Raw genomic sequence first — 16,111 nt, 5'->3', positions numbered from 1 at the left:
ACCTAATCGACTTAAGCCGATTTACGCGAATTCACTCGGCCTTTAATCACCGCAGTTAAATTACCTTTTAAATATTTAAAGAAGACTTTTAACGGTGACAGTTTTGGATTTGGCTGCTTACCCTCGCCAATCGCTTTAAATTGTGCAGCATACCAAATAATTTCCATAATCGCCATTTTATCAACCATTGGAATGCCTGTTTTAATTTTGTCTACGCCATAACGTACATCTTGCCCAGCAATTAGTCGGTCTGCCAATGCAGTTTCCACAGCAAATGGACGTGCAATACCAACAAATTCACATGCACCGCTATCTAGTGCTGCATTCATCGCTTCAACGGTACGGAATCCACCAGTTACCATCAAATGGCATTTCACTTGCTTACGGATTTTATCTGCAAAATCTAAGAAATAAGCTTCACGGGCAATGGTTGATGCCTTGCGTTTATCTTCCTTCGCACCCGCCATTGCTGGCGCTTCGTATGTACCACCCGAAACTTCAATCAGGTCAATACCCGCTGCATCAATGGCTTTAAACACGGTAATCACATCTTCTTCTGTAATACCACCACGCTGGAAATCTGCTGAGTTTAACTTCACCGAAATAATAAATTTGTCTGACGTTGCTGCACGTACAGCCTTATAAATCTCTAGCAAAAAGCGCATACGATTTTCAATCGAACCGCCCCATTGGTCGCTACGCTGATTGGTTAAAGGCGATAAAAACTGGCTAATAAGATAACCATGCGCACCATGTAACTGTACACCCTCAAAACCTGCTTTCTCACATACTGCTGCTGCCGTAGCAAAACGCTGGATAATATCCAAAATTTCATCTTCACGCAGTGCGCGCGGTGTACCAAAGGTAGTTGCAAGCATCGGGCTAAATGGCACTGCCGATGGTGCAACCGTTTCTTTATTCAAGCCTTTTGGACATTGGCGACCTGGATGCGATAACTGCACCAACTGCACCATGCCATGTTTTTTGCCGACTTCAGCCCATTGGGTCAATAGTGCCAAATCACGTTCGTTTTCAACCCCAACAACGCCTGGCTCATTTTTAGCGCGTAAATCAACCATGACGTTGCCAGTAATAGCACAACCTAAGCCATCTTTTGCCCACGCTTCATATAAACCAAAATGCAAATGATTCGGCTGTCCTTGAGTATTAGCCAGCGCTTCACTCATTGCGCCTTTAATAATACGGTTTTTAAACTGCGTACCACGGATCTTTATCGATTCTGCAAGATGGCTCATTTGAAATTCCATTATTTTCTTTAAATAGTGCTTTTACTCTAAACTTATTCAACCCAAGGTCAATAGCAGATAGACAATTTATATTGTCAAATTATCTATAATTGACTCAATATTGACTGGATTCAATCAATTTACGGGTGTAATCCGTCTGTGGCGCTAAAAATAGTTGCGCTGTCTCTTGAAATTCCATAACTTTGGCATGATGTAGCACTAACACTTTTTGACATAGTGCCCTCACCACTTGCAGGTCGTGGCTAATAAACAAATAACTCATTTGATATTCTTGTTGTAAACGACGTAACAGTCGCACAATTGCCCGTTGTGTCGTACGATCCAGTGCAGAAGTCGGCTCGTCCAAAATCAATACTTTCGGTCGTAGCACCAGCGCCCGTGCCAAGGCAATTCGTTGACGCTGCCCACCTGATAACTCATGCGGATAGCGTGATTTAAACGACACAGACAATTCTACTTTTTGCAAAGCTTCGTCTATACGTTGCTGTATTTCTGCGTTGGACATCTGCTTCAGTGACAAACCCTCGCCTATGGTCTGCTCTACATTTAAACGCGGATTTAAGCTACTAAATGGATCTTGAAACACGATTTGAAAATCACTGCGTAAGGGCCGTAGCTGCTTCTCCGACAGTCGATTCAAGTCTTGACCTTGCAACAGTATTTGCCCATCTGCATCAATTAAACGTGCAACTGCTAAAGCCAGAGAACTTTTGCCTGAACCACTTTCACCTACTATGCCAATCGACTGACCTTGTTGCAGTGCCATGCTTAAGGGTTCAACCGCAACGAAGTAATCTTTGACACGATTGAGCAGACCTTGCTTGATGGGAAATTTCACACCAACATCAGACAACTCCAGCACTGTAGGTTGCACTTCAAGTGTTAAAGCATGGCCAAAATCGTGATTCAGCAAATCCTTGGTGTAATCCTGCGTAGGCGCATTAAATATCTGTTCGACTGCACCCTGCTCAACCGTTTGACCCTGATGCATCACAATCACTTGATCTGCATATTTATGCACCAAGTTTAAATCGTGACTGATTAATATCATGGCCATTTTGTGGCTCTTTTGCAGTGATTTCAGGAGTTTTAATATCTGTGCCTGCAACGTCACATCTAAAGCAGTGGTTGGCTCGTCCGCGATTAAAATGTCAGGATCTAACGCTAAGGCCATCGCAATCATCACCCGCTGACGCTGGCCACCAGACAACTCATGCGGATAACGCCTTAACTTTTGTTCAGGCTCTGGTATACCCACATCATTCAGCAATTCAAGCACACGTTCACGGGTTTTAGCTTTTGACCAACCGCGCAATAGTAAACTTTCACCAATAATTTTTTCCACACGGTGCAACGGGTTTAGCGCTGTCATCGGCTCCTGAAAAATCATCGCGATTTTCTGACCACGTATGTCACGTAGCTGTGCTTGGCTCATCTCCAATAGATTTTGACCATTCAGCTTTGCTTGGCCTGTAACACGTAAGTTTTTGGCTAATAAGCCCAATACAGCCAAACTGCTGATGGATTTACCCGAACCACTCTCACCCACAATCGCCAGTGTTTCACCTGCCGAAAGCTCAAAATTCAGCTGTTGCACCAAGGGCTGTGCTTCGTTGTAAATACTCAGTTGTTGAACTGAAAGTATGCTATTCGTTAGCATGTTATTGACGTCTTGGATCGAATGCATCACGCGCCGCCTCCCCAATATAAATCAATAATGACAATACAATCGCCAATGTGAAAAAGCCCGATAGTGCTAGCCACGGCGCATTTAAATTATTTTTACCTTGTAGTAATAGCTCACCTAAAGAAGCCGCATCGGGGGGTAAGCCATAACCTAAAAAGTCTAAAGCTGTTAAAGCTGTAATATTGGCCGTCAGCATAAATGGCAACTGCGACAAGCTTGAACTCATCGCATTGGGCAAAATATGTCGAAAAATAATGGTTTTATCCGATACCCCTAGGCTCCGTGCTGCCCGCACATAATCAAAATTACGTGCACGCAAAAACTCTGCCCGTACCAGCCCCACCAAAGCAGTCCAGCCAAACAAAAGCATAATCACAAACAGCCAGTACACACTTGGGGTAAACATGCTGACCAAAATCATCACCATGAACAGCATAGGCAAACCGCCCCACACTTCTAATATGCGTTGCCCAATCAGATCAATCCATCCGCCATAATAGCCTTGCAGGGCGCCAACGATAATACCCAGAAATGCCGATGCCAGTGTCAGTGCAAAACCAAATAACAGCGATACGCGTAAACCATACAGAATACGAGCCAAGACATCTCGGCCTTGGTCATCCGTTCCCAACCAGTTTTGCGATGTAGGTGCTGAAGGTACTGGCACAGCCAATTCTAAATTTGGCGTTTGATAAGAAAAATGGTTAATTGGCCACACTGCCCAGCCTTTTTGCTCAATCAGCTGTTGCACCGCAGGGTCTTTATAATCTGCTTCCGTTTCAAATACACCACCAAATTCAGTTTCTGGATAGCTTTTGAAAGCAGGTACATACAGACTGTTGCCATACTTCACCAGTAGTGGCTTATCATTGGCAATCAGTTCTGAGCCAAGTGACAACACAAATATGATGGCAAATAAAATGAAACAGCCAAAGCCTAATTTATTCTCTTTAAAGCGCTTTAAACGCGCCTGCATAATCGGGGACATTATTTGGCTCCCCGTGAATCGAAGTTAATCCTCGGATCAATCACTTGATACATGACATCACTGATTAAACGTAAAATTAAGCCCAATAAGGTAAAAATAAATAAGGTACCAAAAATAACTGGATAATCTCGTTGTACAATGGCTTCAAAGCCCAGTAAACCTAATCCATCTAAGTTAAAAATAATTTCAATAAATAAGTTGCCGACAAAAAAGATGCCGATTAAAGCTTCTGGCAAGCCAGCTATCACAATTAACATCGCATTACGAAAAACATGCCCATACAACACGCGGGATTCCGTTAATCCCTTAGATCGCGCTGCCAAAACATACTGCTTATTCAGCTCTTCCATAAATGAGTATTTAGTTAAATAGGTGAGCCCTGCAAAACCACCAATCACCATGGCAAGTAAGGGTAATGCCATGTGCCAGAAATAATCTGCAATTTTTCCAAACAGGCTGAGCTCGGCAAAGTTTTCCGAGATCAAACCTTGTAGTGGAAACCACTGAAAATAAGAACCACCCGCAAAAAATACAATTAACAAAATAGCAAAAGCAAAGGCTGGAATCGCATAACCTACAGCCAACAGCAAGGAGGTCGCTTTATCAAAGATTAAGCCATGCTGGCGTGCCTTTTTAATTCCCAAAGGAATAGATACCAAATATATTAGTAAGGTGCTCCACAAGCCCAAAGATAAAGAAACTGGAAGCTTTTCCCACAGCAATTGCGTCACCGGCTTATCTTTAAAAAAACTGGTGCCAAAATCTAAAGTGGCGTAGCCTTTGAGCATGTTCCAAAAACGAATATGTGCAGGCTGATCGAAACCATATTGTGCTTCAATCTTTTGCACCATTTCTTCACTTAAGCCTTTTGCTCCTTGGTACTTACTTGTGTCTTGCGCTGTTTCCCCACCACCGCCTGTGCCCATCCCCTGAAAAGACTCAGCCTGTTGAATGGCTTGCTCTACTGGCCCACCAGGTGCAATCTGAATCACCACAAAGTTAATCAGCAAAATCACCAACAGCGTGGGGATAATCAGCAACAGCCGTTTTAATATATAAGTGCCCATTCTTATCTTCCTTTTACTTTGGGCCTATTGCTTACGCAAATATTGAGCAACTTTTTGTGCTTGCTTGGCATCGCTCCACCAGTAATCAATCCCTGTCGATAGCTTTGGTTTGATCGCTGGTTGCTTGTACATATTCCAATAAGCCAGCCAGTTTTCCCCTTTGCCATAGGTCGGAATTTGATAGTAACCCGCTCTTAACATACGGTCTAAGGCACGGGTACGTGTGACTAAAGCAGGTCTGTCTGGTGCTCGAATCACTTGTTCGATCATGGCATCAATCGCTGGGTTTTTAATGCCCGCATAGTTATAATTTCCCGGCTGATCTGCCGATGCACTACCCCAAAATTGTGCCTGTTCATTCCCTGGGCTTAAAGACTGTGGCATCACACTGGTAGTCATATCAAAGTCTTTGCTACGCATACGTTCAATATATTGGGGTACATCGACTTGGCGAATATTCACCTGTATGCCCAGACGTTTCATATTACGCACAAAAGGCATCAACGTGCGTTGTAAACCATCTTGATGAATCAAAAACTCAATTTGTATGGGTTGTCCTTTTTTATCCAGCAAATTACCATTTTTATATTGATAACCCGCATTTAATAACAGCTGACGCGCCGTTAATAAATTATTACGATTAAAACCACTGGCATCCGAAACAGGATACTTCCAATTTTTGAGCACCCCAGCGCGCTGAATCGGGTCGAGCTTTGCCAGCACGGGTTTTAATACCGCCATTTCTTCTGCTGAGGGCGTACCTTTGGCTTCTAACTCACTATTGGCAAAATAACTTTGCAGGCGCATATATTGACCATAAAACAGCGCCTTGTTTTGCCATTCAAAATCGTAAGCATACGTTAAAGCCTGACGCAGACGGATATCCTGAAAAGGGTTACGGCGAGTATTAAATACAAAGCTCTGTGTTGCAATCGGGTTATTGTGCTTAAAGCGGTATTTCACCACCATGCCGTCTTTGACTGCTGGAAAGTTATAAGCCGTCACCCATTTTCGTGCGGTGTACTCTTCATGTAAGGTGTATTGGCCCGATTTAAACCCCTCAAAAGCAATGTCTAAATTACGATAATACACATACTTTAAACGGTCGAAATTATAACGGCCTTTGTTGACTGGTAAATCTTTGGCCCAATAGTTCGGGTTGCGCTTATAACTTAAACTACGTCCTGCATCAATCCGATCTAGCACATAAGGGCCTGAACCTAAAATCGGTTGCATACTAATGCGGGTAAAATCTTTTTTGGCCCAATCTTTTTTGGAGTAAATCGGCAACTGCGACAAAATCAGTGGCATTTCTGCATTGTTGTCCGACTTAAAACTCATTTTGACTTGATGCTTAGACAGAACTTCTGTTTTTGCCAAATCGGCCAAATACATTTGTAAGCCTGGATTGGACTTGGTTTGATAAGCATCAAAACTGAATTTAACATCCTCTGCAGTGACAGCAGAACCATCACTGAACCGCGCTTTCGGATTTAGATTAAAAATCACATACGAGGTCTTTTTCGGATCAAAGGTCGCACTGGTGGCAAGCAAGGGATACATGACCCCCGGCTCATCTAGCGAACTACTCATGAGTGAATCAAACAGATAATTCACGCCATCAGCAGCACTTCCCTTACCGTTCATGCTATTGAGGTTATCAAATGTGCCATTGCTGGCAGTACTTAAATATCCCCCTTTAGGCGCTTGAGCATTCGCATACGGCATGGCCACTAAGTTGGCATATAAAGGCTGACTATGGATAGCAATATAGGGCGTAGTCTGAGCTGTAGCCCAAGCCCCTTGCATAGCCATGACACAGCCCAACGCCATTACATAAGAATGCCCCTTGGCAAATAAATTATTCACGTTGCTTCCTGCAAGGTATAGGCTTAGTTAGGTACTTTAATTACATCACCAATGCGTAATGATGCGCTCGGTTGCATATTATTCATATCAGCTAAAGTAGCAGTATCTAGACCATAGCGATTTGCTAAACCAATCATGGTATCACCGCGTTTAATACGGTATTCCGTAACCAACTTTGGCACATTAATTTTTTGCCCAACACGTAAACCTGCACGTGCATTAAGCTTATTCATAGCCGCTAAATCGGCCACACTCACGCCTGTACGACTTGCAATCGAATTGAGTGATTCACCTGACTTAACCGTGTAGCTTTCAGTGCTTCCGCTGTACGATGAGCTCGCTTGTGCAGTTGCTTTACTGGTTTTAGGCGTATCTACTTCTTCTTTAGGCACATCACCATCAATCTTTAAGCGTTGCCCAACACGTACCGTACTATTACGTGACAAACCATTTAGATCGGCTAAATAGCTCAACTGCAACTGATACTTTTGCGCAATCGCAGACAATGTTTCACCTGCTTTTACCACATGCGTGTCTTTCGCTTCACCGCTACTGACACGTGTATCTGCTTTGCTGTCCTTATGCACCTCAGTTTTAACTTCTACTGGTACTTCACCTGTCAACTTTAAACGCTGACCTACACGTAAAGATGCATTGCGACTAAAGCCATTTAAACTTGCAATATCATCCATGTTCAGTTCAAAACGATTTGCAATCGCACTGAGCGTATCACCAGACTGTACAGTATATTGTTCTGGAACTTTAGTTAACGCTGGAATTTTTAGAGTCTGACCAATACGTAAAGATGCTGTAGCAGCAATATTATTTAAATTTGCTAAGTCTGAAACCGACATTTTGCTTTGATTGGCTAAGCTGTACAACGTATCACCACGTTGCACATTGTAGCTTTCAGTTTTAAAGCTTGGCTCAGATTTTGTTTCTGGCTTCACTCCAACCTTATTTGAATTGCTTGAAGCGCTTTCAACTTCATTTAATGGCACATTAATTTTCTGCCCAACCATTAAACTACTACCTGCTGTAAGGCCCGTAGTAAGGTCTGCCAATTCCTGATTTGATAAAGCATAACGGTCAGCAATCAGTTTTAAATACTCACCACGCTTCACCGTATACACTTTGGTTTGTACCTTTTGTGCTTTACTTTCGGCTTCTACTTTTTTAGCTTCGGCAGCTAATTTTGCTTTTGATGCTGGTGTTTCTTTCAATGACAGCTTTTGACCAACAAATAAACCACTCGTGGTAGTTAAACCGTTAAAATCTGCCAGCTGTTTTACAGACAAATCAAACTGGCTTGCCACGCCAGTCAATGTATCATTGGCTTTTACCACATAATGCTCAGGTTGCGCTTTTGCTTTCGGCTCTTCAGTAACAGTCGGTTTTGCATCATATAAATAAATACTTGTACCCACATAAAGCTTGGCATCAGCATCCATTTGGTTCCACTTGGCTACATCACGCCAGTTGACGCCATTTTTCATCGCAATGACTGCTAAAGTATCACCCGCCTGAACGGTATAGGTACTACGTTTACCCTTAGGCGCAACCACAACAATTTCAGAGTCAGTTTTAATAACATTTTTACCTAGATTACGTTTTACTTCATCAGAATCATTGCTTGTCTGATCAGTAACGCTCTTCGGATAAGCGAAGCCTTTGGTTAACTCTTTACCTTGCTGATCTGCAATCGATTGGCTCGTTTGAATAGCGGTGAGCTTAATTTTTCCATCATAAGGATCGACAATTTCAGTTCCTTGAGGCGCTAAAGCTTTCAGCTCTTTAACCACCTCAGCTTGCTCGGCCTGAGTTGCAACTGGTTTTAAAACTTCATCAACCGTTTTATTTTCACCTTCGGCCTTAATGGCTGCCATAATCTGTTCACGCTCTTTCAAGCTGACAGGCGGTTCAGCACTCACTTTAACTGTCGTGGTTTTACTTGGGCTGACAGCAACAGGAATACGTGGTGCACTTGGAATATCTGTATTTGCTGCAAAGGCTGCCAAAGCAGAAGAACCTTGTGGTGTCACAGACAGCGGTTTACCTTTGGTTGTGGTAGCCGTACTTGCTATGAGCGTTGGTGATGTCGTTTTCGTTGGTTGCGTCGAAGCAATCACAGGTGGCGCCACTTTAGATGGTGTTATCACCGTTGCATTCATCTCAGGTGGTGTTACTTTTGATGGCGTAATCGTGGCATTATTTTTCGGTAAGCTTGGTGCCGCACCACCTGCCCAATAGCCAGTCGATGCAGAAGATAATTTTTTCAGTTTTGCATCCACTGAAGGGCTAATATCAGCAGGAATTAAAATCTTCATTGGACTTGCCGCATCAATTTGATCCCCACGATGACCTGGGTTCAATGCATACAGTTCCGCACGACTGAGTCCTGTTACAGAAGAAATTTCATTTAAATTGGCAGCCCCAACAGCCACTTCTCTAAAGTGTGGGCGGTTGGCAATCGGTGGCAAACTCACACCATACGCATTTGGATTTTTAATAATTTGTGCAACAGCCAAAAAGCGTGGCACATAATTCATCGTCTCTTGTGGTAATTTTAATGACCAATAATCCGTTGGTAAGCCTGCTGCTTGGTTACGGTTAATCGCCTGCTGAATACGGCCTGGGCCTGCGTTATAAGCAGCTAAAGCCAATTCCCAAGAACCAAACTGATTATACAAACTGCCTAAAAACTCATAAGCAGCACGTGTTGATTCCACTACATCACGACGACCATCGTATTGCGTGGTTTGTTTTAAACCATAAATACGGCCAGTACTTGGAATAAACTGCCACAAACCTGCTGCAGCTGCACTTGATGTTGCGGCGGGGTCATACGAGCTTTCAATTACAGGTAATAACGCCAACTCAGTTGGCATACCACGACGTTCAGCTTCTTTTACAGTATGGTACAAGTAACGTGATGCACGCGCACTTAAACGGTCAATATATGGCTGACGTGATGCGAACCAACCACGCTGCGCTTCAATACGCGAATCCCAATGATTCAAATCCATTTTGAAACCGACCGTCATTCGCTTCCAAACATCACCATGTTTGAGCACCAATAGGCGATCACCTTCTACTGCACGCATATCTGTTGCAGATAACAAATCCTCTAAGCCATCCAAGCTATTTGCATCTAAGAAACCTGACGAGCCTGCCGTTTTAGACTTATGCGCACTTGTCGCTGTGGTCGAGGATGCACAGCCCACTAAACCTAGGGTTGCTAGTGCCGATCCTAAAACAGTAATTTTGAATAATGCAGGCAAAGTCGACTCGTACCAGTTCTTGCTTGGTTTATACATAAAAGAATCCGAACATCTCGTATAAATTTTTTTTTGATATGCCATTGTAGTGAAGCATGGCGCAGACACAAGGCGTTAATTTAACGCTATTTCAGTATAAATGTTACAAGAAATTAAAAAATAAGCCTGATATAGACCTATCGAATGGATTTGCGTTATACAATATGCCATTCAGTTTTGATGTTTTTATTCGGATTCAGTTTTTATGGCTCAGACAATTACGCTTTATGTCGATGGCGCTTGCAAAGGTAACCCAGGATTGGGTGGCTGGGGCGCATATATTATTGGCGAAAATGCTGAGGAAAAAATCTGTGGTGGTGAAGCCCAAACCACCAATAACCGCATGGAACTTACTGCAGCCATCGAAGGCATTTTACACTGCCCAACAGATGCTAAATTAGTGATTTGGACCGACTCTAACTATGTCAAACAAGGCATTACCGAGTGGATTCATGGCTGGAAAAAGAAAAACTGGAAAGATGTTAAAAACCCAGATCTCTGGAAAAAATTAGATGCGACTTGCCAAGGTCGTGATATTGAATGGAACTGGATCAAAGGTCATGCAGGACACCCAGGCAATGAAATGGCTGACCAATTGGCGAATCAAGGTGCAGAAAACACCGCTTTAGCGCTCAAGCAAGCTCCCTTAACTGAAACGAAAAAAAAAATTGAACCCGACTGGCTATTAAACGATCCTTTTGGTTTAGACCTTGCGAGTGACGAGGAAGAACTCGAAGACGAGTCAGAATGGGAAGCTGAGATTGAGCCACAATCAGAACTTGCTGCTGTCGCAGAAACAGCGCCTGTAGTGAAAAATGATTCAGCTTTAAACGTAGCAGAAACACCTGTAGCTATTCAAAAATCGCAACCCAACGAGACACTTGCAACCACCTTTAACGAAAATTCAAGCTCAGTGATTTTGCCTGCCGAAGGCTTACATCCAATGATTGTGGTTACACCGCCTAGCATTGAAGCGCATGGCCCACGCCAACTGATTCTCGATACCGAAACCACAGGTTTTTACTATCAAGATGGCGACCGTATTATTGAAGTCGGCGCGATTGAAATGATCAACCGTAAGCTGACCGGTAGTTCTATTCATATTTATATCAAACCACTTAAGCCCGTGGGCGACTCTGAAAATGTCCACGGTATCAGTGATGATTTCTTAAAAGATAAACCGCTGTACGAAGAAATCGCCCCTGCACTGTTTGAATATCTCAAAGGTGCAGAAATTATTGCGCATAATGCCAGCTTCGACATGAACTTCTTAGATATGGAGTTCAAACGTGCAGGCTTCCCTGCACTTTCTGAAGTTTGTGCAGTGACCGATACATTGGCAATGGCGAAAGCCAAACATCCAGGGCAAAAAAACTCGCTGGATGCACTTAGCCGTCGTTACGAAATTGTACAGCGTGACCGTACCTTCCACGGCGCTTTACTCGATGCTGAAATTTTGGCAGATGTATACCTAGCCATGACAGGCGGTCAGGTATCTTTTGATATTGATGCCCTAACCCACGCCGAAAGTCAGCTCGGTGAAAACGTCCGTCAATCGATTCAAATTGATTTACCCGTAATCCTTCCAAGTGCTGAAGAACTCGAAGCGCATGAGAATTGGATCAAACAATTTGAAGAAAAACATGGAACGCCTTGCCTTTTTGCAAAATAAAAACTAAATTTCCTAGTATATTTTTGTATTTAAAACATTAACACTTACGTTATAGTTAAAGATAAAAGATGGTCCGCCTTTTATGGCGGTTCACAAACAAGATAAAACACTAGGAAAGGTGCAGATCCATGTCTTACCAAACCTCTATACATTTTGATCCAACAGCATTGCTGATAATAAAAAATGAGGTTGATAACTCGATCAAATTGGTCGAATCAGCAGTCAGCACTTTAGTCGAAGATCAAACCCTTCCTTTCGGTATTGACGACGCTCTTAATCAATTTGAACAATGTGCGCAAGTACTTGCACTGATTGATATGGCAAGTTTAGCGAAAATCGCTCAGTACTCAGCAGAATTGATGCGCAAGATCATGGGGAATCCTGCCACAATTCAAACCAAAGATGTCATCGCACTTAGCGAAGGCACCACCATGCTAAAACGTTATATCGAGTTCATTTGCTTACGTGAAGTGAAAATTCCGCAGTTTTTATTGGATACACTTAACCGCTTAGAAGCGTGTTTGGGTAAACCAATGACTACAGAGGGCCAGCACATTGAATCACTACTCGACTGCATTACTCCAGATTTCGACCTGCCTCAAGCACCAAGTCTAGAAAAATCTAAGTACGTGCATCGCTTATACAAGTTGTCACTCAACAAACTGATTAAGCAAGAAGAGAACGAGCTAGACTTACAGGCCTTGAAAATTGTAGGTACGTATTTAGCGAGTCTGTCGGAAAAACACCCGAGCAAACAGTATTGGAATTTGGTATTTGTCGCATTAAATCAAATTGATCAACTGCTGATTAATGAGCCACGCTTACGTACATTGGTGTCGATTGAGCGTAATATTGCTCAGTACTTCAACTCCCCTGATCGCTTTAAAGCTAATTTAGTAGATTTATCAAATATTTTAAGTCTATGTATTAGCCAAGAAGATGAAGTTTCTCAGCATATTCGTGGCAAGTTAAATATTGGTGAAGACCTATTAACTGACATGCAATTACAAGTGTTTAGCCGTCATTTATATGGCCCAGACTTTGGTACGATGCATACGATTAGCGAACTCGTGACCACTGAAATGGCACAGATTCGTAACGATATCGAGTTTAACTACCAAAACATGTCGCCTGAAAAAACACAGGAACTTCAAGCTAAGCTGTTAGAACTGGCAAATATCTTTAAAGTGCTGAACTTAAATGAAGCATATAAAGATTTAGAACGTCAGGCCAATTCATTGAGCCAAAGCGAAATCTTGAAAGAAGAGACTTTTGCCCAGCAATTAATGAATTGCATTCTATCTGCAATGAACTCAATTGGCGTTTTAGAACGTCATCATACGTCAAGCCGTCTACAACTTCGTGTAAACAACATGAATATTTCGCTAGACCGTTTAGATGAAGCACACGAAGTGCTATTGAACGAAACCAAAGCATTAATTGATCAAGCAAGCGAAACACTGGTTCAATATTTACAAAATAATGACCTACAGAGCCTTGCACCTGTCGCAACTCAATTACGTGAAATTGGCGGTTCAATGCTGTTCTTAAATGCAGAAACAGGACAAGCTGCGCTCAATACCAATGCACAATTCGTCACTGCACGTGTTGAGTCTTCTACGGCAATTGAGGCCGCTGAAATTAACCATCTGCTTGATGGTCTTGCAAGTGCAGACATGCTGATTGAAAATTTAAAAAACAAACAGCCTGTTCTACATAGCATGTTTCAGGTAGCATTGGACAGTAGTGAGAAACTTAAAGCCGTGGCCTAATGTCAAATCTATCGCTTGCCTATATTTTTAAACAACAGCAATTATTGGTCGATGACCAATTCCAACTTCCTCGCGTCGAAAGTATAGCAAGTGATTTGAGGCTTCAAACGGGTGATCAAGTGATTGCCCGTGATCTTACAGAACAAGATGAAATCCCTGAAGGCTATCAACTGGTTCCCATTCGGCAGTTGTTACAACTCTGGAACGTGAAAGAGTTTGAACAAGCCAGCCGTGCAATTCAGCTCCTTGAATGGCGTCGCAATCACAAATTTTGTAGTCATTGTGGCCATAAAACTGAAGTGCATGCCACTGAATATGCCATGGTCTGCCCTGCATGCCAATATCACCAATACCCTCGCGTTAATCCATGTGTCATTACGGTTATCACCCGTGGTGAAGACGAAATCTTACTGGCCCAAAATGCACGAGCTACCCGTAAAATGTATGGCTTAATTGCTGGTTTTGTGGAAGTGGGTGAAACACTTGAAGAAGCTGTACGCCGCGAAACCGAAGAAGAAGTTGGCTTAAAGGTCAAAAATATTCAATACTTGGCGAGTCAACCTTGGCCCTTTCCTAGTAATCTGATGATTGCATTTAAAGCTGAATATGCTTCTGGTGAGCTGTGCTTACAAGAAGAAGAAATTAGTGATGCTGCCTTCTTTAAATTTGATCAATTACCCGAAATTCCGTTTAAAGGCAGTATTGCACATGCCATGATTATGCATGTGATTCACGGCACAGCGACCGCTGATGATACTCAAAAATGGCTATAAATAAAGATTCATAAATATGCAATTGCATAAAAAACCGCTCATTTGAAGCGGTTTTTTATGATTTAAACATGCTCATAGCGATATGTTTATTTAAAAACATCGTCCAAAGCCTGCAAAATTTGACGTTTTGTACTAAAGAATCGACTAAACAAGCTAGAAACTGAGCCAATCATCGTGATATGCCCTACACGAGGCACTTGTATTAACTGGCTGTGATTACCCAAAGCCAAAAGCTTTTCGTTCAAATCTGTACTGTTACTTAGGCCAACTACATTGTCGTTGTCGGCCGTAAATAAATAATGCTTCACGTGATTTTGTTCAATAAAATAATATGGCATCACTTGTTGATATGGTACGTCTTGATCAAAAGCATCTGCACACAGCGGGTCACCCTTATAATCAAAATGATAAGGGCCAGCCAAGCCGATAATTGCCCGAATAGCCTGACGATTTTGCAAATTATAAGGCGTTGGATGATACAGCGCAGACATGACATTAAATGCGCCAGCTGAATGCCCCATTAACACAATATTTTCAACTGCAATTTTCAACTTCTGATTGGATTGATTTAAAAAATTCAATGCCAAGGTTAAATCATCAATTGAACTTGGAAATATATGCTCAGGTGCCAAATGGTAATTAATGACTGCGACATTAAAACCTTCTTTGGCAAAAGCTTCACCTACAAAATGATATTCTTTTTTATCACCATGCCTCCAAGCCCCGCCATGTACGAACACCAATAAAGGCTGCGTATCTCGCAATTGCTGTGCTTTGTACAAATCTAATCGGTGACGTGCTTTTAAACCGTACGCAATATTACGCTGAACTGAATAACCCAATTTAGGCGTCATTCGGTTCAGTGCAAAGCTACCTAAGTCATAAACACGAAACTCTTTATACAAAGTTTTGGCCAACGTTGCCTTTTGATCAAGTTGGCTTTTCAGACGTTGTAAATGAAACTGAAGTTGTTTAAGGGGCATTAGGTTCTACTGCATCAGGGTCTATGGCAACAGGTGTTTGCGTGTCAGGTACGGCATTTACCGTAGGTGCAAAACTTGATGCTACCGCAGGTGTGCTCGAAGAAACTTGGTCAATATTATCAATTAAAGTCACAATTTTGGTGACATTACCTACTTGTTGCAGGACTTGATTCAGATCGTTCACTTCAGCTGTATTTAGACGTCCCATCACGTACAGCACTGCATCTTCGGTATGCACATGTACTTTACTTTCAGCAACCACGGGTGCTTTCATTAATAAAGCACGTGTATTTGCAGTGACGGCTGTATCTTGCATAATCGTACCGTAGCTAATCTGATTGCCTACAGTAATATAATTATGAATTGTTTTTACATCACTCATGGCTCTGACGTTATCTTCAGCCAATTGCTTTAAAGCTTGGTCTGGTACTTGGCCCGTGAGCAAAACATTGCCATGAAAACTTTCAATATTGACACGCGACTGTTTGAAGCGTGTGTCGAGTTTATATAAATTAATTTTTGCAGTGCGCACAATAGATGAGTCAATAAAAACTTGACCCAAAGAACGTGCACCAGTTTCTGTGCCTACAGGAGCTGTACCTGTACCACCAGAAATAAAACTTGCACAGCCAGATAAACTTGCTACACACAACATTGTCATTGCAATACGTTTAAGCACTCAGCAAGACTCCTCAACTATTTTTTGATCGTATTC

General features: G+C 42.4%; 11 protein-coding genes. 3 read left to right on the top strand and 8 right to left on the bottom strand.

Features of this window, described 5'->3' with window-relative positions:
• Window positions 1-11: 11 nt before the first annotated feature.
• The 6 genes from D9K81_RS06090 to D9K81_RS06065 all read right to left on the bottom strand — a co-directional run bounded on the left by D9K81_RS06090 (window position 12) and on the right by D9K81_RS06065 (window position 10,196).
• Window positions 12-1,256 (bottom strand): NADH:flavin oxidoreductase/NADH oxidase family protein, encoded by a 1,245-nt coding sequence (locus tag D9K81_RS06090; protein ID WP_120374440.1) that lies wholly within the window; start codon window positions 1,254-1,256, stop codon window positions 12-14.
• A 106-nt stretch (window positions 1,257-1,362) separates the two neighbouring features.
• Window positions 1,363-2,955, bottom strand: a complete 1,593-nt coding sequence (locus D9K81_RS06085) for an ABC transporter ATP-binding protein (RefSeq protein WP_120374407.1) — start codon at window positions 2,953-2,955, stop codon at window positions 1,363-1,365.
• A complete protein-coding gene (locus D9K81_RS06080; RefSeq protein WP_120374406.1) occupies window positions 2,930-3,943 on the bottom strand; it encodes an ABC transporter permease in 1,014 nt (337 codons plus the stop codon). The genes D9K81_RS06085 and D9K81_RS06080 overlap by 26 nt, the downstream gene beginning before the upstream one ends.
• Window positions 3,943-5,010: a microcin C ABC transporter permease YejB gene (locus tag D9K81_RS06075; RefSeq protein WP_120374405.1), complete on the bottom strand. Its 1,068-nt coding sequence runs from the start codon at window positions 5,008-5,010 to the stop codon at window positions 3,943-3,945. The genes D9K81_RS06080 and D9K81_RS06075 overlap by 1 nt, the downstream gene beginning before the upstream one ends.
• 24 nt (window positions 5,011-5,034) lie before the next feature.
• Window positions 5,035-6,843, bottom strand: a complete 1,809-nt coding sequence (locus D9K81_RS06070; protein WP_120374404.1) for an extracellular solute-binding protein — start codon at window positions 6,841-6,843, stop codon at window positions 5,035-5,037.
• 59 nt (window positions 6,844-6,902) lie between these two features.
• Window positions 6,903-10,196: a lytic transglycosylase gene (locus tag D9K81_RS06065; protein WP_120374403.1), complete on the bottom strand. Its 3,294-nt coding sequence runs from the start codon at window positions 10,194-10,196 to the stop codon at window positions 6,903-6,905.
• A 205-nt stretch (window positions 10,197-10,401) separates the two neighbouring features.
• Between D9K81_RS06065 and dnaQ the strand changes: the two genes are divergently transcribed.
• From dnaQ to nudC, 3 genes are all read left to right on the top strand, one after another.
• Window positions 10,402-11,868, top strand: coding sequence for a DNA polymerase III subunit epsilon (dnaQ, locus tag D9K81_RS06060; RefSeq protein ID WP_120374402.1), 1,467 nt, complete (start codon window positions 10,402-10,404; stop codon window positions 11,866-11,868).
• 128 nt (window positions 11,869-11,996) lie between these two features.
• The gene (locus D9K81_RS06055) at window positions 11,997-13,640 is read left to right on the top strand and encodes a chemotaxis protein (protein ID WP_120374401.1); all 1,644 of its coding nucleotides are present in this window, start codon (window positions 11,997-11,999) and stop codon (window positions 13,638-13,640) included.
• The gene (gene nudC, locus D9K81_RS06050; protein ID WP_120374400.1) at window positions 13,640-14,413 is read left to right on the top strand and encodes an NAD(+) diphosphatase; all 774 of its coding nucleotides are present in this window, start codon (window positions 13,640-13,642) and stop codon (window positions 14,411-14,413) included. The genes D9K81_RS06055 and nudC overlap by 1 nt, the downstream gene beginning before the upstream one ends.
• An 86-nt stretch (window positions 14,414-14,499) precedes the next feature.
• Here nudC and D9K81_RS06045 read toward each other — a convergent pair whose 3' ends face one another.
• Both D9K81_RS06045 and D9K81_RS06040 read right to left on the bottom strand, forming a co-directional pair.
• Window positions 14,500-15,396: an alpha/beta hydrolase gene (locus D9K81_RS06045; RefSeq protein ID WP_120374399.1), complete on the bottom strand. Its 897-nt coding sequence runs from the start codon at window positions 15,394-15,396 to the stop codon at window positions 14,500-14,502.
• Window positions 15,386-16,075 carry a BON domain-containing protein gene (locus tag D9K81_RS06040; RefSeq protein ID WP_120374398.1) on the bottom strand — a complete coding sequence of 230 codons (690 nt, stop codon included), beginning with the start codon at window positions 16,073-16,075 and terminating at the stop codon, window positions 15,386-15,388. Before D9K81_RS06040 ends, D9K81_RS06045 begins: the two co-directional genes overlap by 11 nt.
• Window positions 16,076-16,111: the final 36 nt, after the last annotated feature.

Origin of the sequence: Acinetobacter chengduensis, assembly GCF_003664645.1 — a bacterium.
In the GTDB taxonomy this organism is placed as follows: Bacteria; Pseudomonadota; Gammaproteobacteria; order Pseudomonadales; family Moraxellaceae; genus Acinetobacter; species Acinetobacter chengduensis.
This window is presented reverse-complemented; position numbering and strand designations above follow the sequence as displayed.

What these genes read in the sequence shown, in the direction of transcription:
- D9K81_RS06080 (WP_120374406.1), bottom strand. Translation starts at nt 3,943, where the DNA reads ATGTCCCCGATTATGCAGGCGCGTTTAAAGCGCTTTAAAGAGAATAAA.
- nudC (WP_120374400.1), top strand. Translation starts at nt 13,640, where the DNA reads ATGTCAAATCTATCGCTTGCCTATATTTTTAAACAACAGCAATTATTG.
- D9K81_RS06085 (WP_120374407.1), bottom strand. Translation starts at nt 2,955, where the DNA reads ATGCATTCGATCCAAGACGTCAATAACATGCTAACGAATAGCATACTT.
- D9K81_RS06070 (WP_120374404.1), bottom strand. Translation starts at nt 6,843, where the DNA reads ATGGCGTTGGGCTGTGTCATGGCTATGCAAGGGGCTTGGGCTACAGCT.
- dnaQ (WP_120374402.1), top strand. Translation starts at nt 10,402, where the DNA reads ATGGCTCAGACAATTACGCTTTATGTCGATGGCGCTTGCAAAGGTAAC.
- D9K81_RS06055 (WP_120374401.1), top strand. Translation starts at nt 11,997, where the DNA reads ATGTCTTACCAAACCTCTATACATTTTGATCCAACAGCATTGCTGATA.
- D9K81_RS06075 (WP_120374405.1), bottom strand. Translation starts at nt 5,010, where the DNA reads ATGGGCACTTATATATTAAAACGGCTGTTGCTGATTATCCCCACGCTG.
- D9K81_RS06090 (WP_120374440.1), bottom strand. Translation starts at nt 1,256, where the DNA reads ATGAGCCATCTTGCAGAATCGATAAAGATCCGTGGTACGCAGTTTAAA.
- D9K81_RS06045 (WP_120374399.1), bottom strand. Translation starts at nt 15,396, where the DNA reads ATGCCCCTTAAACAACTTCAGTTTCATTTACAACGTCTGAAAAGCCAA.
- D9K81_RS06065 (WP_120374403.1), bottom strand. Translation starts at nt 10,196, where the DNA reads ATGTATAAACCAAGCAAGAACTGGTACGAGTCGACTTTGCCTGCATTA.